This is a genomic window from Crassaminicella indica (genome assembly GCF_019203185.1).
Lineage (GTDB): Bacteria > Bacillota > Clostridia > Peptostreptococcales > Thermotaleaceae > Crassaminicella > Crassaminicella indica.
Genome location: NZ_CP078093.1, coordinates 1,406,289 through 1,427,751 on the forward strand (window position 1 = coordinate 1,406,289; position 21,463 = coordinate 1,427,751).

Consider the following 21,463-nt stretch of genomic DNA (forward strand, 5'->3'; position numbering starts at 1 on the left):
TGAAGGAAAAGGAGGGAATGTAGTGCGATATTATGGAGAAGAAGCATTAGGTCTTATTGAAACAGTAGGGATGGTTCCTGCACTTGAGGCAGCAGATAAAATGCTAAAGGCCGCTAATGTTGAATTGGTATCATATGAAAATGTGGGTTCTACTCTTGTTACGATTATGGTAAAGGGGGATGTTGCTGCTGTTAAGGCGTCTGTAGAAGCTGGAGCTATAGCAGCTGCTGCAATAGGTAAATTAACAGCAAAAAATGTTATGCCACGACCTATAAGAAGTATTGGAGACATTGTTTCTATATATGATGTTGACAAATAAAAGTAAATTAGGGGAGAGGAACTACATATGAGCAAATATAATGCTTTAGGTTTAATAGAAACATTTGGTATAGTTTTTGTTTTAGAGGCTGCAGATGCAATGTGTAAAGCTGCTGATGTTGATTTGATAGGCTTTGAAAACGTAGCTTCTGGTTATATTTCTGTGTTAGTTTGTGGAGATGTAGGAGCATGTAAAGCAGCTGTAGAAGCTGGTGTAAAAGCTGTAGAGGATATGGATGCTGAAGTTTATAGCTCAGTTGTTATTGCAAGTCCACATCAAGATCTTGAAAAAATTATTTCACGATATTCACTTGATGTTTTAAATGCTTGATGAATTGTTAATATAGTATGGAAAAATATAGATTTAATGCAGAGGAAAGGGAGAGACATAAATGAATATTATAGATAATGATTTGCTCTCCATACAAGAGTCTCGAATTATTATAGAAAATGCGAGCAAAGCACAAAAAATGCTGGCAACTTTTCCACAGGAAAAATTAGATGAGCTTGTGGAGCGTATGGCAGAAGAAATTGGGAAACATGTTCGTGAACTGGCAATCATGTCAAAAGATGAAACTGATTATGGAAAATGGCAGGATAAATATATAAAAAATCGATTTGCTTGTGAATATGTAACAAATAAACTTAGAGGAATTCGCTGTGTAGGCATTATTAGGGAAGATAAGGAAAATAAGACTATGGATGTAGGAGTACCTATGGGGGTAATTGTTGCATTAATTCCTGCGACCAGTCCTGTTTCTACTACCATCTATAAAGCTTTAATTGCAATCAAGTCTGGAAATGCAATTGTTTTTTCTCCGCATCCTAGAGCTAAAAAGACAATTGGTAAAGCACTTGATATTATGATACGTGCTGCTGAGGGATATGGGTTACCAGAAGGAGCAGTTTCATATTTGCACACTGTAACACCTGCTGGGACAATAGAATTAATGAATCACAAAGAAACGTCTCTGATTATGAATACAGGTGTTCCGGGAATGCTTAAGGCAGCATATAAGGCTGGGAAGCCTGTGATTTATGGGGGTAATGGTAATGGACCGGCATTTATTGAACGTAGTGCCGATATAAAACAGGCCGTAAGAGATATTATTGCCAGCAAGACTTTTGATAATGGAATGGTATCATCAGCCGAACAATCTGTTGTTGTAGACAGTTGTATTGCAGCTGAGGTAAAACAGGAGATGCAAAACAGCGGTGCATATTTCATGACAGAGGAAGAATCACAAAAACTTGGTTCACTACTTTTTCATTTAGATGGAAGTATAGACTCTGAAATGGTTGGTAAATCTGCGTTAGAATTAGCAAAAAGAGCAGGCTTTTGTGTTCCTGACAATACATTAGTACTGATTTCTGAGCAAAAATATGTTTCTGAGACGAATCCTTATGTTAAGGAAAAGCTTTGTCCGGTTTTAGCTTATTACATTGAAGACGATTGGATGAATGCCTGTGAAAAATGTATAGAGCTATTATTAAGCGAGAGAAATGGACACACTCTTGTAATTCACTCAAAAAATGAAGATGTAATTCGTCAGTTTGCATTAAAAAAACCTGTAGGCAGAGTACTTGTAAATACAGCCGCTTCCTTTGGAAGCATGGGTGTAACAACTAATTTATTTCCTGCGTTAACACTTGGAAGTGGATCAGCAGGTAAGGGAATGACATCTGATAATGTTTCACCAATGAATTTAATTTATATTCGTAAAGTAGGATATGGTGTGAGAAATATAGATGAAATAACTAATGGAGTTTTGACAATAGAAAAAACAGCTATGAGTTGTATGCCAAAGCCTAAAGAGCATAATCAATATGAAATGAAGATGCTACAGCATATCTTGGAAGAGGTTATAAAAGAAATAAAAAAATGAAGAATGATAAACCATGTTAAGTGATATGCCAAAATGAGAAATATAATAAAAGAATTGGAGGTAAGAATTTTGGATATTCGTGAATTTTCAAACAAATTTGCAGAAGCTACTAAAAATATGTCTGCAGAAGAACAGGCAGCTTTAATGAAGATATTTGAAAGTATTTCAAGAGAAATTGAAAAAGATGATGCTGAAGGCTACAAACAGTCTGATGTGAAAGAGAATGGAGTTCCAAATGGTATGACTGAACGTCTAAAAAGGCTTAAGGAAACTTATATGAAGTGGAAACCTTCCATTACTACATATCGAGCACGTGCTATTACAAAGATTGCTAAGGAAAATCCAGGTATGCCTAAAATTTTGTTAAGAGCTAAAAGCTTTCGATATTGTTGTGAAACTGCACCCTTAGTAATTCAAGATGATGAATTGATTGTTGGATCTCCTTGTGGTGCGCCTCGTGCTGGTGCTTTTTCTCCTGATATAGCATGGAGATGGTTGGAAGAAGAGATAGATACAATTGGTACACGCCCTCAAGATCCATTTTATATATCAGAAGAAGATAAGAAGTATATGCGTGAAGAGCTTTTCCCATTTTGGAAAGGAAAATCAGTTGATGAATATTGTGAAGACCAATATCGCGAGGCTGGAGTTTGGGAGATTTCAGGTGAGTCCTTTGTTTCAGATTGCTCATACCATGCAGTAAATGGTGGTGGAGATTCTAACCCTGGATACGATGTAATCCTAATGAAAAAAGGAATGCTTGATATTCAAAATGAAGCAAAAGAAAAATTAGCTAAGCTAGATTATGAAAACCCTGAGGATATTGAAAAAATATATTTTTATAAATCTGTTATTGATACTACTGAAGGAGTTATGATCTATGCTAAGCGTTTATCTGAATATGCAGCAGAACTTGCAGCAAAAGAGACAGACCCTAAGCGTAAAGCAGAGCTACAAAAGATTTCTGAAATAAACAAAAGAGTACCAGCTCATAAGCCTAGCACATTTTGGGAAGCAATTCAGGCTGTTTGGACTGTAGAATCTTTATTAGTAGTTGAAGAGAACCAAACAGGTATGTCAATTGGTCGAGTTGACCAGTATATGTACCCATTCTACAAGGCAGATATAGAAAGTGGTCGTATGACTGAGTATGAAGCATTTGAGCTAGTTGGTTGTATGTTAATTAAAATGTCAGAGATGATGTGGGTTACTAGTGAAGCTGCTTCTAAATTCTTTGCAGGCTATCAGCCATTTGTGAATATGTGTGTTGGTGGTGTTACTCGTGAAGGCTTTGATGCTACAAATGATTTGACTTACTTATTAATGGATGCAGTTCGTCATGTTAAAATTTATCAGCCATCTTTAGCTACACGTATTCATAATAAGTCTCCTAGAAAATATCTAAAGAAAATTGTTGAAGTTATTCGTTCAGGTATGGGATTTCCAGCATGTCATTTTGATGATGCTCATATTAAGATGATGTTAGCAAAAGGCGTTTCTATAGAGGATGCTCGTGATTACTGTCTAATGGGTTGTGTTGAACCGCAAAAATCTGGTCGTCTATACCAGTGGACTTCTACAGGTTATACACAATGGCCTATTTGTATTGAATTAGTTTTAAATAGAGGAGTGCCACTATGGTATGGTAAGCAGGTTTGTCCTGATATGGGTGATTTAGATAGCTTTAAAACTTATGAGGACTTTGAAAATGCTGTTAAGGAACAGATCAAATATATTACTAAGTTAACTAGTATTGCTACAGTTATATCACAACGTGTTCACAGAGAATTAGCGCCAAAGCCACTCATGTCTATTATGTATGAAGGTTGTATGGAAAAAGGTAAAGATGTTTCTGCTGGTGGTGCTATGTATAACTTTGGTCCTGGCGTTGTATGGACAGGGTTAGCTACGTATGTAGATTCTATGGCTGCTATTAAAAAGCTTGTATATGATGATAAAAAATATACTTTAAAACAACTAAATGAAGCATTAAAAGCTGATTTTGTTGGATATGAACAAATTAGAAATGATTGCTTAAGGGCTCCTAAGTATGGCAACGATGATAACTATGCAGATTTTATTGCTACTGATTTGATTAACTTTACTGAGATGGAACATCGTAAGTATAAAACTTTATATTCGGTGCTTAGTCATGGTACTTTATCCATCTCTAACAATACGCCATTTGGTCAGTTAACTGGTGCATCTGCTAATGGACGTAAAGCTTGGACACCATTATCTGATGGAATTAGTCCTACTCAAGGAGCAGATTATAAAGGACCTACTGCGATTATCAAATCTGTTTCGAAGATGGCTTGTGATAATATGAACATCGGTATGGTTCATAACTTTAAGCTTATGGCAGGGCTATTAGATACACCAGAAGGAGAAGAAGGTCTCATTACACTATTGCGTACTGCTTGTATGTATGGGAATGGTCAAATGCAGTTTAATTATTTAGATAACAATACATTATTAGAAGCACAGAAGCATCCAGAGCAGTATCGTGATTTGATTGTTCGTGTGGCAGGCTATAGTGCATTCTTTGTTGAGCTTTGCAAAGATGTTCAAGATGAGATTATCAGTAGAACTATGTTGACACATTTTTAAATAGCCAAATCAATCAAATGGGAGATTGGATAAGATGAGCAATAATAAATCAACTAAAATTGAAAGAAAAGCATTTATATTCAATGTACAAAAATATAATATGTATGATGGACCAGGAGTAAGAACACTTGTGTTTTTTAAAGGATGTCCATTGCGTTGTAAGTGGTGTGCCAATCCTGAAGGCTTAGAACAAAAATATCAAGTGATGTTTAAAAGTGGATTATGTATTGATTGTGGTGCTTGTGTTTCTGTTTGTCCAGTTGGAATTCATACTATTAATAATGAAGGAAAGCATTTGGTAGATCATAGTATTAATTGCTTAGGATGTAATAAATGTAAGGAGATTTGTACTGAATCTGCATTATCTATTGCAGGAGAAGTAAAAACCGTTTCTGAGCTTTTAGAAATTATACAAGAAGACAAAGATTTTTATGATCTTTCAGGTGGAGGTGTTACTTTAGGTGGTGGTGAGGTAACCATGCAACCAGAATTTGCTGCGAATTTGCTTATGGCCTGTAAGCAGGAAGGAATAAATACAGCAATTGAAACTTGTGGTTATGCAAAGCTTGAATCTATACTCAAAATTGCTGAATTTACTGATTTATTCCTTTACGATTTAAAGCATATTGACTCAGAAAGGCATTATAAGCTAACAGGAGTACGTAATGAAAGAATCTTAGAAAATCTAAAGGAACTCCTTCGACGTAGGTACAATGTAAAAATAAGAATGCCTCTTTTAAAAGGCGTAAATGATAGCAAAGAGGATATTAAAAGAGTAATTGATTTTTTGATGCCTTATAGTGATTACAAGAACTTTAAGGGAATAGATTTACTTCCTTATCATAAACTGGGTGTAAATAAGTATAAGCAGCTGGGAATGATTTATCCAATAGAAGGAGAATTCAAATTAAGTAATGATGAGTTAGAAACTATTGAGAGTTGGATAAAAGCATATGATTTTAAAGTTTCAGTGATAAAGCATTGATAAATTAAAAAATAGATGGAGAGGTAATTTTTATGGGAGTTGTTAGTAAAAAAGCTATACAACGTGTCATACAAGAATCAGTACCTGGAAAACAGGTTACTATTGCTCATGTTATTGCATCTCCTACTCAGGATATTTATGAACGCTTAGGGGTAGATGATAAAGGTGCAATTGGAATTTTAACAATAACACCATATGAAACGGCTATTATTGCAGCTGATATTGCAACAAAGGCTGCGGATGTTGAAATAGGATTTTTAGATAGATTTACTGGATCCTTGACGATTACTGGTGATGTACAATCTGTTGAAACAGCACTTAATGCGATAAATGACACACTGAAAAATCTGTTGAATTTTACAACAGCTCCTATTACAAGAACATGAGAAAGAAGAGAATAATGGTAGTTGGACCTACACAATGTGGGAAGACCACATTGGTAAATGCATTAAATGATTATGATGGTCCACTTAGAAAAACACAGGATATTATTTATGGAAAAAATACAATAGATGTTCCTGGCTCTTATATTGAAAATGCATGGATGTATAAGCATCTGATTGCAGTATCTCAGGATGCATCTCATGTTTTAATATTAATTGATCAGTCAAGATGTGATAATGTGTATTCCCCTGGTTTTGCTAAAGCCTTTAGATGTCCAGTAATTGGTGTAATAACGAAAGTTGATTTAATGGTGGAAAATGAGGAGTTATGTTATAAGCAATTGAAGCAGATAGGAGTAGAGGAGCCTTATTATAAAATAAGTGTTCTAAGAGGAATAGGGATCGGAGCATTAAAAGAATACTTGTTTTCAAGACAGAAAGTAAAGGGGGATTAAAATGAGGTTTATAACCGAAGAAGATTTAAGAGAATTATTTAGAAAAGAACCTTTTACTACTTATAAGATAGAAGCAGACAAAAGACTTACACCGGGAGGACGTCAGTTTTTGAGAGATCGTGGGATAAATATAATCGATGATGATTCTTGTATTAAAAAAAGTACTGAAGGTGCAAAAAAACAATCTAAAGATATAGAAGCAATGCATAATTGGAAAAAGAAAATGTTTTATTGCAGGATGAAGTCAATGGAAGCATTATTTCTTATGACTGCGGAGGAACTTTTAAGTAGAGATGTTTTTTTAGCGCAAAGGCTTATCGATTTAAGTAAACAATTTTCAACCATTAAAAATGCTCTAGAGGAGAAGGATACTACTACAACATTTTTTTATAAAGAATGCAGTGGGATAAATATAGATAATTTTTCTGATAATTTAGATGATTGTTTTGAAATTACAGAGTTTCATATACAACTTAAAAATGGTAGAGAAATTATTATTTTGCATAGACTACGTTGTGCGCTAAGAGAATTAGAACCTTTTATTTTAGAACTATTTGATAGTGAAAATGAATTTTGTAAAGAGATTATTGGGAAGGTTAATCAGAGTATTAATGCCTTGTCACAAATAATTTGTTCGATTGTTGGAGGTAAAATATGTCAGAGAAAAAATTAAATTATGAATACTGTGACCAGTTTGTCCAAGACTTTGAAGATGTAGTTAAAAAACCAATAGTCAGTAAATCCTCCGTTTACTATACTGGAGTAGATTTGGGTACAGCATGTGTTGTTTTAGCGGTTTTGGATGAAAATTATAAGCCGGTTGCAGGTGCTTATAGATATGCTGACGTAGTTCGTGATGGTATGGTTGTAGATTATATTGGTGCAATAAAAATTGTTAGAGAGTTAAAGCAGGAGCTTGAAGAAAAATTAGGAACAGAACTTATCTATGGAGCTGCTGCAATACCACCGGGTACAGATGATTTGGATTCAGGGGCTGTTAAAAATGTGGTTCAGGCGGCTGGATTTGAAATAACAAATCTTCTTGATGAACCTACAGCAGCAAATAAAGTACTTAAGATTCAAAATGGAGCAGTTGTTGATATAGGTGGTGGAACAACAGGAATTTCAATATTAAAAAACGGTGAAGTTGTTTATATTGCTGATGAGCCGACAGGAGGTACTCATTTTTCCTTAGTTGTTTCTGGTGCTTATAAAATGTCATTTCAAGAAGCAGAAATATATAAGAGAGATTCAAAAAATCATAAAGAGCTATTGCCTGTATTAAAGCCTGTTATTGAAAAAATAGCATCTATTATCAATCAACATATTAAAGGTCATGATGTTAAGGAAATATCTTTAGTAGGTGGAACTTGCTGTCTAACAGGTATTGAAGAGATTATAGAAAAAAAGACAGGTATTTTTACCCATAAACCTCAAAATCCTATGTTTATAACTCCTTTAGGAATAGCACTTAGTTGTACAAAAGAGATTATAGAATAGGGGTTGCTTGGTTATGGAATTTAGGATTATAAAATCGCCATCAAAGGGTACGATTGATATTCTTATGAAGCGATTAGGAATAGGTGTTGATAATGATTTAAGTTGTGTTGGTGCAATTGGTTTAGTACAGGGGAGAATGATAGATATGATTTTTGCAGTTGATATTGCGGAGAAGGCTGTCGGTGTTACAGTATCAGATATTAAAGGGAGTTGTCCACAAAATATGATAATGATAGCAATCTTTGGTGATACGGCTTCTGTTGAGTCAGCTATTTTAGAGATTAAATCTAATTTTAAAAAGGAGAAAACTATATGTTAACTGCAAGATTAATTGATAATATATGGGCAACTAGAAAAACAGATTTATTAAATGGATTTAAATTTATGCTAGCAGAAGTAATTGGTGGTAGTGATAGAGGTCAGCGCATAGTTGTTATAGATATTATTGGTGCAGGTATTGGAGATAGAGTGATTGTTTGTACGGGTTCAGCAGCTCGTAAAATGTTAGGCAATGATGATATTCCGGTTGATGCAGCAGTTGTTGGAATTATTGATGAAGATTGTAATTTTGAATAAATTCAGGAGGTATAATAATGAATCTTCTTGATATGGTAAGAGAAGCCGGCATTGTTGGTGCAGGAGGAGCAGGGTTTCCTACTCATGCAAAACTTGCATCAAAGGCTGAATATATACTTCTTAATGGAGCTGAATGTGAACCCTTGTTGAGGGTGGACCAACAGCTTATGGAGTTGTTTGCAGATGAAATTATAAATGGATTTACAGCAGCAGGGAAATTTGTTGGAGCAAATAAAGCGATTATAGGTATAAAAGGAAAGCATAAAAAAGTAATTTCTATACTGCGTGATAGGATTGAAGCACTTCAGGTAGCGGATTTTGTTCAAGTGAAAGAAATACCAGATATTTATCCAGCAGGTGATGAGCAAGTATTAGTTCATGAATTAACAGGTAGAGTTGTTCCAGAAGCAGGTATCCCAATTCAAGTTGGATGTGTTGTATTAAATTCAGAAACTGCATTAAATATATATTATGCATCTATTCAAAAGCCAGTTACACAAAAATATATAACAGTTGCAGGAGATGTTCCGAGATCTCTAACCGTAAAGGTACCAGTAGGTACACCTATTATAGATGTATTAAAGCTAAGTGGTATTGAAAACTTTGACAACTATAAAGTTATTGATGGTGGTCCTATGATGGGTCCTGTTATGAACAGCTTAGATGGATATGTTACTAAGAAAAATAAGGGATTTGTAATTTTAAAAAAGGATCATTATCTAATAAGAAAGAAATCGGTTAGCCTAGAACAAGCAAAAAGAGTGAACAAATCTGCTTGTGCCCAGTGTCGTATGTGTACAGATTTGTGTCCACGTTATCTTCTTGGACATGAAATGCAGCCACATAAAATAATGCGTGCTTTAAATTATAAATTAACAGACATTGAAAATCAAAAAATTGCACAGCTATGTTGTCAGTGTAATTTATGTGAATTGTTCTCATGTCCAGCAGGACTTCATCCTAAATCTGCAAATCTTTATTTTAAAGATAAATTAGCACAACAAAATATAAGATATAAACCAAACAAGTCAGAATTTACAGCTCGTAAAAGTAGAGAATATCGTTTAATTCCAAGTAAAAGACTTATCGCTAGATTAGGTTTAAATAATTTTGACAAACCAGCTCCTATGACAGAAATTGAATTAAAACCAGAATTGGTATATATATCAACAAATCAGCATGTAGGAGTACCTGCAGTTCCTATTGTTTCTGTTGGTGATCATGTTGAGATAGGCCAACAAATAGGTAAAATTCCAGAAGGTAGCTTAGGTGCGAGCGTACATGCAAGTATTTCAGGAAAAGTAGTTGAAATTGAAAATGATTTTATTGGAATAAGGAGGGGTTAATATGTCAAAAGCAATCGGTATGGTTGAATTTACAAGTATTGCACGTGGAATATATGCAGCAGATCAAATGGTAAAGGTTTCTGATGTGGAAATAGTTACAGCTGGTTCTACTTGTCCTGGTAAATATATTGCAATTGTTCATGGAGATGTTGCATCAGTACATGATTCAGTGAGCACTGGAGAAAGAGTGGCAGAAGAATATTTGGTTGATTCAATCATTATACCAAATGTTAGCCCTTTAGTATTTCCAGCAATTACAGGTGCAACAATGCCAGATGATATTCAGGCTTTAGGAATAATGGAGTCTTTTTCTCAAGCAACAATGATCATTGCTGCTGATGCAATACTTAAGGTAGCAAACCTACAGCCAATAGAGATCCGTTTGGGAAATGGATTAGGAGGCAAATCATTCTTTACTTTTACTGGTGATGTAGCTGCAGTTCAAGCTGGTGTTGAAGCAGGGATGGCTATTGCAAAAGAGAAGGGGCTTTTAGTAAATGCAGAGATTATACCTTCTCCATCAGAGGAATTGATAGAATCTTTATTCTAATACATAAGCTTTAAAAAGCATATGAAAGGATGTGAAGGAATGAAAAGACTGATTTGTGCAAAAGATATTGAAGCTGCTCAAAAACAGGGAGAAAAAGTGATTTATATTGACAGCAATACAATTATTACACCATCAGCAAAGGATGCAGCTATAGTCTGTGGGATAGCTTTTTCTACAGAAGAACCTGTTTCTGATACAAAGATTACTTGTAAAGAGAAAGAAAGCAAACCATCAAAAGCCTGCGAAGGTGGGTTAGACAGTGATATGATTTATAAGTTATTCAAGGCTATGATGGATAAAGGACTTTTAAATGGAATACTTAATTCACTTACGAATACTAAACCATATGAAGCTGAAAGCATTTGTGAGGGTTTGAAGGTGATACGTGGCAATTCAGTAAAGCTTGATGTTTTTGATACGGGAAATCCTAATGCAAAGGTGTTTTATCAAGAGTTAATTAGTAAAGAAGAAGCTGATATGAGTGCAGGATTCTTAATGATTGATCATTCCAAATTTGACTGGGAATTGAATTATCAAGAAATTGATTATGTGATGGAAGGGACATTAACAGTTACGATAAATGGTAAGACATTAACAGCATATCCTGGAGATGTACTCTATGTTCCATCAGGTTCAAAAGTTACTTGGGGTTCTCCTGATAAAGCTAAGGTGTTTTATGTTACCTATCCAGCCAACTGGGCTGATCTAATAAGTTAAAGTTAGGAGGATTAGGTAATGCAGGCACTTGGATTCGTTGAAACAAAAGGGCTTATTGCAGCTATAGAGAGTGCAGATGCTATGTTAAAATCAGCAGATGTAAAGCTTTTAGAAAAAACGTATGTTGGTGGTGGTCTTGTTTCTATTGCTGTAACTGGTGATGTTGGAGCGGTAAAAGCAGCTGTAGAGGCTGGTGTAGCTGCAGTAAGAAAAATTGATGAAAAATTACTGATTTCACAACATATTATTCCCCGTCCACATGAGGAATTAGCTAGTATAATTGTAACAACAAAACCTTCACGAGAAGAAGTATCATTAGAGGAAATTGAAAAAACAAAGAATGATTCAGAAAAAACAAATATTTCTCTACAGATAGATTTTAGTAAGGTTCCTGATAAGGAAGCTATAGATAAGATGGTACTTGAATATAGTTTAGAACAAACTATTAAAGCTCTTAAAAAATTTAAGGTTGTAGAGCTTCGGAATCTGGCGCGTGAATATAAGGACTTTGGTATAAAAGGAAGGAAAATCTCTAAGGCAAACAAGAAATTGCTCATTGCAGAGTTTAGAGAATATTACAAGAAATAGAAGAATGGAGGGAATTTAATTGGAAAACTTTGATCAAGATTTACGTTCAATACAAGAAGCAAGAAATCTTGCTAAACTAGGAAAAATTGCTGCAAATCAAATTGCAGATTATACGGAAGAACAGATTAATAAGATTGTATACAATATGGTTAGAGTAGCAAAAGAAAACGCTTTTTCTTTAGCGAAAATGGCTGTAGAAGAAACTGGATTTGGTAAAGTTGAAGATAAGACATATAAAAATTATATGGCTTCTGTTATGCTCTATGATGCAATTAAAGATATGAAGACAATTGGTGTTATTAGAGAAGATGTACAACGACAAGTAATTGATATTGCTGAGCCTATGGGTTTATTAATGGGGATTGTACCATCAACGAATCCAACATCTACTGCTATTTTTAAAGCAATAATAGCAATTAAAGCACGTAATGGAATTGTGTTTTCACCACATCCTTCTGCATTAAAATGTACATGCAAGGCTATAAGCTTAATGCATGATGCAGCAGTAGAAGCAGGAGCTCCTAAGAACATAATAAGTAGTATTTCTACACCAAGTATGCAAGCTACAAACGAGTTAATGAAACATAAAGATATTGCTATGATTATTGCAACTGGAGGGCCAGGAATGGTAAAGGCAGCCTATAGTGCAGGAAAACCTGCTTTAGGTGTTGGTGCTGGTAACTCACCAGCTTATATTGAGAGAACTGCTAATGTTCAAAAAGCAGTTAGTAATATTATTGCAAGTAAGACTTTTGATAATGGTACAATTTGTGCATCAGAACAATCAATAATCGTAGAAGAGTGTAACCGTGAAGTAGTAGTAGCTGAATTAAAGAAACAGGGCGGATACTTTATGACAGATGAAGAAACTAAAAAAGTTTGTAAGCTGTTATTTAAAAATGGACACACGATGAATGCTAAATTTGTAGGCAGAAGTCCACAGGTTATTGCAGAGGCAGCAGGAATCTCTATTCCAGAAGGAACAAGAGTTCTAATAGGAGAGCAGCAGGGTGTTGGTGAAGAATATCCATTATCCTATGAAAAGCTGACAACAGTTCTTGCTTTTTATACAGTGAAAGATTGGGAAGAGGCATGTAAACTTAGCATAGAATTACTTCAAAATGGTATAGGTCATACTATGAGTATTCATACTGAAGATAGAGATATGGTAATGAAGTTTGCTAAAAAGCCAGCAGCTCGTATTTTAGTTAATACAGGTGGCTCTCAAGGTGGAACTGGTGCAAGCACTGGACTTATACCTTCCTTTACGCTAGGTTGTGGTACATGGGGAGGAAGTTCAGTTTCTGAGAATGTTACACCAATGCATTTGATTAATATTAAGAGAGTTGCATATGGCTTAAAAGATTGTAATACATTAGCTTCTTCTGATATATCTTTTAACTATCCTGAACTGAATAATTATGCTACAAGCTCCTGTACAAATAGTTCTTCTCTAAACGGATTAAAAATAGATTGTAATGATCATGAAAAGCTTCTAAGTCTTGTAAATGAATTAGTAAGGGCTATGAAGGGAGTAAAATAAAATGGATAATTATGAACCAATTATAAAGCTTTTACTAGAGGCAGTTAAAGGTAACATATCTTCAATAGATAAAAAAGAAGATACAAATGAAATTCCAGTAGGTATTTCTAATCGTCATGTACACCTTTCACAGGCAGATATGAACTGTTTATTTGGAGAAGGATATCAGATGACAAAGATAAAAGATTTATCACAGCCTGGACAATATGCTTGTAAGGAAACAGTAACAATCTGTGGACCAAAGGGTGCAATTGAAAAGGTTAGAATTTTAGGTCCAGTGCGTAGTAAGACGCAGGTGGAAATATTAGCAGGAGATTCCTTTAAGTTAGGTGTAGTTCCAACGGTAAGATTATCAGGTGATTTACATGGAACACCAGGAATAACATTAGTTGGTCCAAATGGTTCTGTACAAATTACAGAGGGTGTAATTGTAGCACAAAGACATATTCATATGAATTGTGAAGATGCAAAACAATTAAATGTGCATGATGGACAAATCGTATCTATTAAGGTCGATGGACCAAGAGGTGGTATTTATAATAATGTTGTTATTAGAGCAAATGATGCTTCTGCTTTAGAGTGTCATATTGATATAGAAGAAGCAAATGCTATGAATATTAATTCATTATCGAAAATTAAAATAATAAAATAAAAATTTAGGGGGAAAGAAAAATGAAATATGATGCATTAGGAATGATCGAAACAAAGGGATTAGTAGGATCAATTGAAGCTGCAGATGCAATGGTAAAAGCTGCAAATGTTTATTTAGTTGGTAAAGAGCATGTTGGTGGCGGTTTAGTAACAGTAATGGTAAGAGGAGATGTTGGTGCTGTAAAGGCAGCAACAGATGCTGGAGCTGCAGCAGCACAAAGAGTTGGAGAATTAATATCAGTTCATGTTATTCCACGTCCACATATAGAAGTTGAGACAATTTTACCTAAGGTAGAAAAAGAAGGCGAAAAGTAGTATTTAAAGAGTATAGCAATAATAAATAATAGATCGGATGATCAAGGAAACTTATTGTAGAAAATAAAAATTTAGGGGGAAAGAAAAATGAAATATGATGCATTAGGAATGATCGAAACAAAGGGATTAGTAGGATCAATTGAAGCCGCAGACGCAATGGTGAAAGCTGCAAATGTTACCCTAGTGGGCAAAGAGCATGTTGGTGGCGGTTTAGTAACAGTAATGGTAAGAGGAGATGTTGGTGCTGTAAAGGCAGCAACAGATGCTGGAGCTGCAGCAGCACAAAGAGTTGGAGAATTAATATCAGTTCATGTTATTCCACGTCCACACATGGAAGTTGAGACAATTTTACCTAAGGCAGAAAAATAGTAACCGTCAAAGATTTTCTGCCTAGTAGTTTGTACATTACTTTGCTAGAATAACAGATAACAAAATCTATTGTATAGGAGGAGTTACCTGTTATGAAGGAAGAATCACCAGCTATTGACTGGGAAGAATAAATCATCTTTATCACAGCTTCTTACTTGGGACAGTGAACTCCCCAAAAAACTAAAAATTGAACTAAAAAAAGATCAATCCAGTAAGAGATAATTCTCATACTGGATTAAATTTTATCAGGTATTAAATTTATTTTCTATGCATCTATTTTTTGACGGATACTTTACTTAATATTAATTAAGCAGGTTTGACTTAGCTATGCTGCTACCCCAGAGTTCGAAAAATATTTTTTATTATAATTTTTTCTTTTTTTCATATTCTTCTATTTTTTTTGTCAAATTCTGAGTAGCCTTAGTATTTTCTATCATTATATTTGCAAATTTCCATACAAATATCACTAAGAAAACAAAAAGAATTGTATTAATTATTTGAAAAACACCTGTCATATGCAATCCTTTCTCAGTGATTAATAATCAATAAAAATAATCACTAAATTTTTTTACCCCAAATACTATATATTCCTGAAATCTTAGCTCTTTTGGTATACATTTTGTATCGGATCTGGAACGTAAGAAACTTTTTTTGATTTTTCTCATTCAAAAGTACTAGTGTTTTCACTTCTAGTACTTTTAGTAACTATCTCTCTTACTTTTTATTTTAATCTCATCCCCTTTTGTTAGAATATTCTATTTCTTACTAAGTATAGCACTCATATTATTAGAAAAAAGTAGAAATTTGTAATCAATTACCAAATAATCATTAAGTTTAAAGCTTCAGATATTTTAAGTCCTGAGTAAGCCAATAATGTAACGATAGCATAGTCTCTCTTACATCCTTTTTCTAATATTGTCTGCCTAAAAGTTTCTACCTGGCTTTTATTGATATCCGTAGGACTAGCTCCAGTAGAGTGGATATTTATATAATCTTTCTTTGCTATGGTCTATAGCAAAATCATTTAACATGACAGTCAATGAACTGATGAAGTTGAATGGTTTGAAGGATAGTTTGATCTATAAAGATCACTCATCAAGGATTATATAAAAAATAAAACTGATGAATTACAAAATATAATGGATGAACAAAGATATGACTATGCAAGAATAGATATCATTATTAGACTGAAATTTAGTCTTTTAGCTTTGATGCTTGTGCATACTTTCTATAAGATTTTGGAGTCATATCCATTTGTGAATAGAATACTCTATTAAAATAGGATGCATCTGAAAATCCACATTCTATTGCAATACGATAAGCAGGATAATTAGTTTTCTCTAATAACTGACAAGCATGTTGTATTCTAAGCTTCATTACATATTCAGAAAATGATATGCCCATTTCTTTTTTAAAGACACGACTAAAATATTTAGAATTTATAAAGACTTTAGAAGAAACCTTTTTTAAAGTGAGCTTTTCTCTAAAATGTTCTTTGATATATTTTAATGATTCTTCTATAAAATGTTGACGGCATTCTTTAGGTTTTGTACTTTTTTTATTATCAAATTCCTTTACTCTGTATTTAGCGGTAGAGGTTAATATTTTGCAGAAAACCTGTTTTAGTACAGCCGGCTTTACAGGCTTTAATAGGTAATCTAAAACTTGTAGTCTGATGGCCTTTTGTGCATAATGAAAATCGGATAATGCAGATAAAACGATAATAGATGTATTTGGAAGAAATTTTTTAATTTCTTCGATGGCACTCATACCATCTAGTTCAGGGATCATTATATCCATTATAATAATATTTGGTTGATACTGCTTAGCTAATTTAATTGCTTGAACTCCACTTTCACAGGTTAATAAAGTATCATCTTGAGTAAGTTCTTGAAGGATAATGGATTTTAGGAAATCTTGCTCGAGTATTTCATCTTCTACAATTAGGACTATGCTCATTGCAATCACCTCGCAGTATGTTGGGTAGGAATTGTTATGGTAACAGTACTTCCACTATAATCAGATTTTACAATTTTTAATCCGTACTGCTCACCATAATATTGTTTTAAGCGTTTATCTGTACTTCTAAACCCTAAACCTGATTTGTTTTCATAGTTTTGTATTTTTTGTAAAGCATCTTCAGAAAAACCATTACCATTATCTATAACAGAAATGATTATATTGTTTTTGATCTTTTTAGCGCATATGCATATCTTTCCACCGTCACGTTTTGGAGTAATACCATGAATAACAGCATTTTCAAGTATAGGTTGAATGACCATGTTGAGTATTTTATAAGACTTGATATGATCTGGTACATCAATCTCATATTCTAAACGATTTTTAAACCTTGCTTTTTGTATATATAAATATTTTTCAATGTTATCAATTTCAGTTCCTATGGTATGTAGTTGGTGGTCTTGCTTTAAATTATATCTAAGCAAATCGGATAGGCAATAGATAAGCTCCTCGGTTTTGTGGGAATTCTCAAAATATGCAATACGAGCAATACAGTTTAAGGTATTAAACAGAAAATGAGGATTAACGACCAAAGACATATTTTTAGCTTCTAAGTCAATAATTTTTTTTTCAAGTATTTCTTTTTCGATAGATAATTTTTCCACATCAGAATATGTATGATTAATGGTTTTTGATAAGTCAAAAGAAATATCTTTAGCGATTTGCTTGCATAATTGTTCATGTATTTTAATTTTATCGTATTCTACAGTTTTTAATGAAGATATAGATTTAGCTACATTCTCTAATTTAGGAAATTGATATTCATGAAAAGATTGAATGTTGATCATATATTTTTTATATTCATTTTCCTTTAAATATACCTGCAAACCAGCTAGATAACCTAAAATTTCGTCATTTACCACAATAGGCAAAAGGATGTTTTCAAGTCCATATTTACATACAAATCTATTCTCTGTATGTGAGTTTAATCTACATTTATAGTCAGGGCATGCTTGACTAACGTTTTCCTGACATACACGGGTACAAAAATTTGGAGAAGGTATAAATTCAAATAAAATATTACCATTTATATCAATTAAAAATAGAGGAATATCTGATAAGGATAAAAGATTACTATAGCGTGTATATAAATTTGATGTTATTAATTCCTTTAGTATTTTTTTAGTTTTATGCATGCTTTTATTACATCCCTTCTGAATTAGGATATATAATCATAATGAAGAAATTTTACAAAAGTTATCGAAGTCATTCACTTATCTTTATATATTTCTTTTTTTTATGTTGATGTTGTTTATCTATAGGTAAACAACATCAAAACGAAATATAAAAGATAGTTCATTCCAGATAACTTTTGAAAAAACAAAACTTCATTCCATGAAAAAATACTAAACCTTCAAAACTCACTTCGTTCAAACAATGAAGGTTCTTAACGTATTTTTCATGAAATTTCAGTAAGTTTTTTTACAAAAGTTATCGAAGTCATTCACTTATCTTTATATATTTTTTTTTTATGTTGATGTTGTTTACCTATATAAAAAAGTTTTGAACTACTTTTAGTATTATTATAATGAATAATAATCCAAAAGTAAATAATACTAACTTTTATGTAATAAAATGTTAAAGATGAACAGTATCAGTATTTGTTGTTTTAGATTTTTGGCATAAAGTAGATATTATACAATTTTTTTTATTTAATAATAAGTATGCCAAAATTGTGATTTTTCCATTTTTTCTTTTATCAAAGGGATATTTATTGTAATAATACCGTTAACTTATTAGAATTGTGCTATAATCATTATTGTATAGAAGATTATTTATGCAAGTATGAATGAAAAGTATAAAGAAGAATAGATTAAAATATGAATGGTGGAAATACTGATGAGAATGGAAGAATTAGTACAAGAAAAATTACGTTTGGTTTTTAATGACAATAGCATCATTTTTGATAGATCACGTTCTGCAGGTGGACTTACTAACTATAACTATATTATGAATATAAAGGGTATAGTATATGTTGTTAGACAACCGGGTTGTATGACTAATTTTATGATTGATCGAAAAAGTGAAAAGGTTAATAATAAAATTGCATCAGAGTTAGGTTTGAATTCTAAATGCATTTACTTTGATGAAATGAGTGGCATTAAAATTAGTGAATATATTGAAAACAGTAAAAACATTGCTCAAGCTGATCCAAGCTCTATAAAAAATATAAAAGCTGTTTCTAATCTAATGAAAAAGATTCATACTAGTAAAAAAAGCTTTTATAATTCTTTTGATTGGCAGGTGGAATTAAACAAATATGAACAGATTATTAAGGATTTAAAGGGTAGTTTTTTCTTTGATTATGCTGAATTAAAAAAGCAGTTAATTGATTTTATGCAAAAAAATATAAAAAATAAAGTTCTTGTACCCTGTCACAATGACACAGTACCAGAAAATTTTATAATAAATGATAACGGAAGAATTTATTTAATAGACTGGGAATATTCTGGAATGAATGATCCAAGCTGGGATATAGCTTCGTATATTCTTGAATCAAAGCTGAATGAAGAAGCTATTTTATATCTACTTTTGGATTATTATGGTCAGTATCCTTCTGCTTCTGAAATATTAAAAATTAAATGCTATATGCTAGCACAGGATTTGCTTTGGATGGTATGGGCAATGATTAGGCACTATAGTGGAGATGATTTTCTTGATTATTGTTGCTTTAGATACGAAAGATTTAAAAAGAATATCAAAGAAATCATATTATCATCTAATTATCCAATCGCTGAAATGGTAAAAAAATAGAACTATAAAAAGATATCCCTCTAGGATTATTTTTCCTAGAGGGTTTCTTTATTTTTGCAATAAATAGTATAGCACATTTAAATAAATATGATAAAAAATACTTTTAATTATGATGTTTTTTTGCTAAAATAAGTGTGAGGAAAGTATAAAAATGTTTTTAATTATGCTATTTATAAAAAAATAGCATAACATATTAAATGTAAGATCATTATAGAAATAAAAGGGAGCGATTTTTATGACAAGCAATGATATTAAATTTTCAAGAATTAGAAGTACAATACAAACCGCATTTTATAGAAATAATGTTGTAAAAATAAATTCGATAAAAGAAGCTTATAAGCTCGCTAAAGATTCACCAGGAACTATTGTAACGGATATGTCTGTATATAAACCGGAAGAATTAGGATTAGATACTGAAACAAAAGTATTATTATTTAATGATGGATTGGTAACAGGAAGATGTGCGGCTGCAAGAAAAATAATAGGAGAAGCAGGAATAGATACAGAAAAATATGCAGGAATTGTAAGAGAAGCAGTATACAATACAAGATATAAAACTATGTATTATGCACAGGTTTATATTGGTCTAGATAAAGATTTTATGGTAAAAGCACATCTTTTGATTCCACAAGGGCATGAAAATATATTATATAATTGGATGTTAAATTTCCAGATTATAACGGATTCATATAAAAAAATGTATAAAGCTTCAAAAGTTTTTCCTAATGAAGGAGATATATACATATTTGGTGATCCAGATTGGCAACATGAAGAGCATCCATTAGGATTAACATTGTTTGACCCAGAAAATAATTGTGCAGCTCTATTAGGAATGAGATATTTTGGAGAATTTAAGAAGGGAACATTAACTCTAGGCTGGGGAACTGCAAATAGAAATGGATATGCTGCATGTCATGGTGGACAGAAAAAATATACTTTATCGAATGGAAAAAGTTTTGTTGTTGGAGTTTTTGGATTATCAGGATCAGGGAAATCAACATTAACCCATGAAAAACATAATGGAAAATATGATATTGCTGTATTACATGATGATGCATTTATAATATCTACAGAAAATGGTTCATCTGTAGCTCTAGAGCCATCTTATTTTGATAAGACACAAGATTATCCTGCTGATTCACCAGATAATAAATATTTATTAACAGCACAAAATTGTGGAGCTATGATCAATGAAGAGGGTAAGTGTATTTTAGTTACAGAAGATATACGAAATGGAAATGGACGTGCTATAAAATCGAAGCTGTGGGCACCAAACAGGGTTAATAAATTCAAAGAACCAGTGAATGCAATCATTTGGCTAATGAAGGATCCAACTCTACCACCAGTATTAAAAATAAATAATCCAGAGCTTGCTACAGTAATGGGAGCAACCTTAGCTACTAAGAGAACTACTGCCGAAAGATTAGCAAAGGGAGTAGATATGGATGCTTTAGTAATCGAACCATATGCGAATCCGTTTAGAACGTATCCTTTGAGTCATGATTATAAAAAATATAAAGAATTATTTACGAAAAGAAATGTAGAATGCTATATTTTTAATACGGGATTCTTTATGGACAAGAAAATTTCTAAAGAAGTTACTATTCAATCATTAGAAAAAATAGTTGAAGGAAGTGCTCAATTTAAGCAGTGGGGAAGCTTTTCTGATATAGAAATTCTAGAAATTGAAGGATTTATGCCGAATATGAATGATAAAAAATATATACATGAACTTCTTGAAGGAATAGCATACAGGATAGCATTTATTGAATCAAGAAATGTTGAAAAAGAAGGAAGAGATAAGCTGCCAGAAGAAGCAGCAGATGCTTTGAAAAAATTAATGAAAGAAATCAAAAAATGTAATATTGTCTTTGAGGTTGCTTAAAATGGAAGATATA

The 21,463-nt window shown here is 32.7% G+C and carries 24 protein-coding genes; 21 read left to right on the forward strand and 3 right to left on the reverse strand.

Annotated features, from left to right (window positions below; genetic code table 11):
• The first annotated feature begins 22 nt into the window (after nucleotides 1-22).
• From KVH43_RS06710 to eutM (KVH43_RS06800), 19 genes are all read left to right on the forward strand, one after another.
• Nucleotides 23-319 (forward strand): BMC domain-containing protein, encoded by a 297-nt coding sequence (locus KVH43_RS06710; protein ID WP_218281796.1) that lies wholly within the window; start codon nucleotides 23-25, stop codon nucleotides 317-319.
• A 27-nt stretch (nucleotides 320-346) separates the two neighbouring features.
• The gene (locus tag KVH43_RS06715; protein WP_218281797.1) at nucleotides 347-649 is read left to right on the forward strand and encodes a BMC domain-containing protein; all 303 of its coding nucleotides are present in this window, start codon (nucleotides 347-349) and stop codon (nucleotides 647-649) included.
• A gap of 61 nt (nucleotides 650-710) precedes the next feature.
• Entirely contained in the window at nucleotides 711-2,204 is a 1,494-nt protein-coding gene (locus KVH43_RS06720; protein ID WP_218281798.1) for an aldehyde dehydrogenase family protein, read from the forward strand.
• A gap of 69 nt (nucleotides 2,205-2,273) precedes the next feature.
• Nucleotides 2,274-4,814, forward strand: a complete 2,541-nt coding sequence (gene cutC / locus KVH43_RS06725) for a choline trimethylamine-lyase (protein WP_218281799.1) — start codon at nucleotides 2,274-2,276, stop codon at nucleotides 4,812-4,814.
• A 34-nt stretch (nucleotides 4,815-4,848) separates the two neighbouring features.
• Nucleotides 4,849-5,799 (forward strand): choline TMA-lyase-activating enzyme, encoded by a 951-nt coding sequence (cutD, locus tag KVH43_RS06730; RefSeq protein ID WP_218281800.1) that lies wholly within the window; start codon nucleotides 4,849-4,851, stop codon nucleotides 5,797-5,799.
• Between the two features lie 32 nt (nucleotides 5,800-5,831).
• Nucleotides 5,832-6,185 (forward strand): ethanolamine utilization microcompartment protein EutS, encoded by a 354-nt coding sequence (gene eutS / locus KVH43_RS06735; RefSeq protein ID WP_218281801.1) that lies wholly within the window; start codon nucleotides 5,832-5,834, stop codon nucleotides 6,183-6,185.
• Nucleotides 6,182-6,637 carry a EutP/PduV family microcompartment system protein gene (locus KVH43_RS06740; protein WP_218281802.1) on the forward strand — a complete coding sequence of 152 codons (456 nt, stop codon included), beginning with the start codon at nucleotides 6,182-6,184 and terminating at the stop codon, nucleotides 6,635-6,637. The genes eutS and KVH43_RS06740 overlap by 4 nt, the downstream gene beginning before the upstream one ends.
• A gap of 1 nt (nucleotide 6,638) precedes the next feature.
• A complete protein-coding gene (locus tag KVH43_RS06745) occupies nucleotides 6,639-7,310 on the forward strand; it encodes an ethanolamine utilization protein (protein ID WP_218281803.1) in 672 nt (223 codons plus the stop codon).
• Entirely contained in the window at nucleotides 7,292-8,137 is an 846-nt protein-coding gene (eutJ, locus tag KVH43_RS06750) for an ethanolamine utilization protein EutJ (protein ID WP_218281804.1), read from the forward strand. The genes KVH43_RS06745 and eutJ overlap by 19 nt, the downstream gene beginning before the upstream one ends.
• A gap of 13 nt (nucleotides 8,138-8,150) precedes the next feature.
• Complete coding sequence (locus KVH43_RS06755) at nucleotides 8,151-8,456, forward strand: BMC domain-containing protein (RefSeq protein WP_218281805.1); 306 nt, start codon at nucleotides 8,151-8,153, stop codon at nucleotides 8,454-8,456.
• Nucleotides 8,450-8,713 (forward strand): EutN/CcmL family microcompartment protein, encoded by a 264-nt coding sequence (locus KVH43_RS06760; RefSeq protein ID WP_218281806.1) that lies wholly within the window; start codon nucleotides 8,450-8,452, stop codon nucleotides 8,711-8,713. The genes KVH43_RS06755 and KVH43_RS06760 overlap by 7 nt, the downstream gene beginning before the upstream one ends.
• Nucleotides 8,714-8,730: 17 nt before the next feature.
• On the forward strand, nucleotides 8,731-10,059 hold the full coding sequence (locus KVH43_RS06765) for a 4Fe-4S dicluster domain-containing protein (protein ID WP_218281807.1): 1,329 nt from the start codon (nucleotides 8,731-8,733) through the stop codon (nucleotides 10,057-10,059).
• 1 nt (nucleotide 10,060) lies between these two features.
• A complete protein-coding gene (locus KVH43_RS06770) occupies nucleotides 10,061-10,609 on the forward strand; it encodes a BMC domain-containing protein (RefSeq protein WP_218281808.1) in 549 nt (182 codons plus the stop codon).
• A 39-nt stretch (nucleotides 10,610-10,648) separates the two neighbouring features.
• Entirely contained in the window at nucleotides 10,649-11,326 is a 678-nt protein-coding gene (locus KVH43_RS06775; RefSeq protein ID WP_218281809.1) for a cupin domain-containing protein, read from the forward strand.
• Nucleotides 11,327-11,344: 18 nt separating this feature from the next.
• A complete protein-coding gene (locus KVH43_RS06780) occupies nucleotides 11,345-11,914 on the forward strand; it encodes a BMC domain-containing protein (RefSeq protein ID WP_218281810.1) in 570 nt (189 codons plus the stop codon).
• A 19-nt stretch (nucleotides 11,915-11,933) separates the two neighbouring features.
• Nucleotides 11,934-13,457 carry an acetaldehyde dehydrogenase (acetylating) gene (locus KVH43_RS06785; RefSeq protein WP_218281811.1) on the forward strand — a complete coding sequence of 508 codons (1,524 nt, stop codon included), beginning with the start codon at nucleotides 11,934-11,936 and terminating at the stop codon, nucleotides 13,455-13,457.
• Between the two features lies 1 nt (nucleotide 13,458).
• The gene (locus KVH43_RS06790) at nucleotides 13,459-14,109 is read left to right on the forward strand and encodes a phosphate propanoyltransferase (RefSeq protein WP_218281812.1); all 651 of its coding nucleotides are present in this window, start codon (nucleotides 13,459-13,461) and stop codon (nucleotides 14,107-14,109) included.
• A 20-nt stretch (nucleotides 14,110-14,129) separates the two neighbouring features.
• A complete protein-coding gene (eutM, locus tag KVH43_RS06795) occupies nucleotides 14,130-14,423 on the forward strand; it encodes an ethanolamine utilization microcompartment protein EutM (protein ID WP_218281813.1) in 294 nt (97 codons plus the stop codon).
• A gap of 87 nt (nucleotides 14,424-14,510) precedes the next feature.
• Nucleotides 14,511-14,792 (forward strand): ethanolamine utilization microcompartment protein EutM, encoded by a 282-nt coding sequence (gene eutM, locus KVH43_RS06800; protein WP_218281814.1) that lies wholly within the window; start codon nucleotides 14,511-14,513, stop codon nucleotides 14,790-14,792.
• A gap of 362 nt (nucleotides 14,793-15,154) precedes the next feature.
• Here eutM (KVH43_RS06800) and KVH43_RS06805 read toward each other — a convergent pair whose 3' ends face one another.
• The 3 genes from KVH43_RS06805 to KVH43_RS06820 form a co-directional block, all read right to left on the reverse strand.
• On the reverse strand, nucleotides 15,155-15,307 hold the full coding sequence (locus KVH43_RS06805; RefSeq protein ID WP_218281815.1) for a hypothetical protein: 153 nt from the start codon (nucleotides 15,305-15,307) through the stop codon (nucleotides 15,155-15,157).
• Between the two features lie 679 nt (nucleotides 15,308-15,986).
• Nucleotides 15,987-16,751, reverse strand: a complete 765-nt coding sequence (locus tag KVH43_RS06815) for a response regulator transcription factor (protein ID WP_218281817.1) — start codon at nucleotides 16,749-16,751, stop codon at nucleotides 15,987-15,989.
• 5 nt (nucleotides 16,752-16,756) lie between these two features.
• On the reverse strand, nucleotides 16,757-17,947 hold the full coding sequence (locus tag KVH43_RS06820) for a histidine kinase (protein WP_218281818.1): 1,191 nt from the start codon (nucleotides 17,945-17,947) through the stop codon (nucleotides 16,757-16,759).
• 703 nt (nucleotides 17,948-18,650) lie between these two features.
• Between KVH43_RS06820 and KVH43_RS06825 the strand changes: the two genes are divergently transcribed.
• Complete coding sequence (locus tag KVH43_RS06825; RefSeq protein ID WP_218281819.1) at nucleotides 18,651-19,565, forward strand: choline kinase family protein; 915 nt, start codon at nucleotides 18,651-18,653, stop codon at nucleotides 19,563-19,565.
• Nucleotides 19,566-19,800: 235 nt separating this feature from the next.
• Nucleotides 19,801-21,450 carry a phosphoenolpyruvate carboxykinase (ATP) gene (locus KVH43_RS06830; RefSeq protein ID WP_218281820.1) on the forward strand — a complete coding sequence of 550 codons (1,650 nt, stop codon included), beginning with the start codon at nucleotides 19,801-19,803 and terminating at the stop codon, nucleotides 21,448-21,450.
• Nucleotides 21,451-21,463 lie beyond the last annotated feature (13 nt).

Coding starts and splice junctions, on each gene's coding strand:
- KVH43_RS06715 (WP_218281797.1), top strand. CDS start 347: ATGAGCAAATATAATGCTTTAGGTTTAATAGAAACATTTGGTATAGTT.
- KVH43_RS06720 (WP_218281798.1), top strand. CDS start 711: ATGAATATTATAGATAATGATTTGCTCTCCATACAAGAGTCTCGAATT.
- cutD (WP_218281800.1), top strand. CDS start 4,849: ATGAGCAATAATAAATCAACTAAAATTGAAAGAAAAGCATTTATATTC.
- eutS (WP_218281801.1), top strand. CDS start 5,832: ATGGGAGTTGTTAGTAAAAAAGCTATACAACGTGTCATACAAGAATCA.
- KVH43_RS06740 (WP_218281802.1), top strand. CDS start 6,182: ATGAGAAAGAAGAGAATAATGGTAGTTGGACCTACACAATGTGGGAAG.
- KVH43_RS06745 (WP_218281803.1), top strand. CDS start 6,639: ATGAGGTTTATAACCGAAGAAGATTTAAGAGAATTATTTAGAAAAGAA.
- eutJ (WP_218281804.1), top strand. CDS start 7,292: ATGTCAGAGAAAAAATTAAATTATGAATACTGTGACCAGTTTGTCCAA.
- KVH43_RS06755 (WP_218281805.1), top strand. CDS start 8,151: ATGGAATTTAGGATTATAAAATCGCCATCAAAGGGTACGATTGATATT.
- KVH43_RS06760 (WP_218281806.1), top strand. CDS start 8,450: ATGTTAACTGCAAGATTAATTGATAATATATGGGCAACTAGAAAAACA.
- KVH43_RS06765 (WP_218281807.1), top strand. CDS start 8,731: ATGAATCTTCTTGATATGGTAAGAGAAGCCGGCATTGTTGGTGCAGGA.
- KVH43_RS06770 (WP_218281808.1), top strand. CDS start 10,061: ATGTCAAAAGCAATCGGTATGGTTGAATTTACAAGTATTGCACGTGGA.
- KVH43_RS06775 (WP_218281809.1), top strand. CDS start 10,649: ATGAAAAGACTGATTTGTGCAAAAGATATTGAAGCTGCTCAAAAACAG.
- KVH43_RS06780 (WP_218281810.1), top strand. CDS start 11,345: ATGCAGGCACTTGGATTCGTTGAAACAAAAGGGCTTATTGCAGCTATA.
- KVH43_RS06790 (WP_218281812.1), top strand. CDS start 13,459: ATGGATAATTATGAACCAATTATAAAGCTTTTACTAGAGGCAGTTAAA.
- eutM (WP_218281813.1), top strand. CDS start 14,130: ATGAAATATGATGCATTAGGAATGATCGAAACAAAGGGATTAGTAGGA.
- eutM (WP_218281814.1), top strand. CDS start 14,511: ATGAAATATGATGCATTAGGAATGATCGAAACAAAGGGATTAGTAGGA.
- KVH43_RS06805 (WP_218281815.1), bottom strand. CDS start 15,307: ATGACAGGTGTTTTTCAAATAATTAATACAATTCTTTTTGTTTTCTTA.
- KVH43_RS06815 (WP_218281817.1), bottom strand. CDS start 16,751: ATGAGCATAGTCCTAATTGTAGAAGATGAAATACTCGAGCAAGATTTC.
- KVH43_RS06820 (WP_218281818.1), bottom strand. CDS start 17,947: ATGCATAAAACTAAAAAAATACTAAAGGAATTAATAACATCAAATTTA.
- KVH43_RS06825 (WP_218281819.1), top strand. CDS start 18,651: ATGAGAATGGAAGAATTAGTACAAGAAAAATTACGTTTGGTTTTTAAT.
- KVH43_RS06830 (WP_218281820.1), top strand. CDS start 19,801: ATGACAAGCAATGATATTAAATTTTCAAGAATTAGAAGTACAATACAA.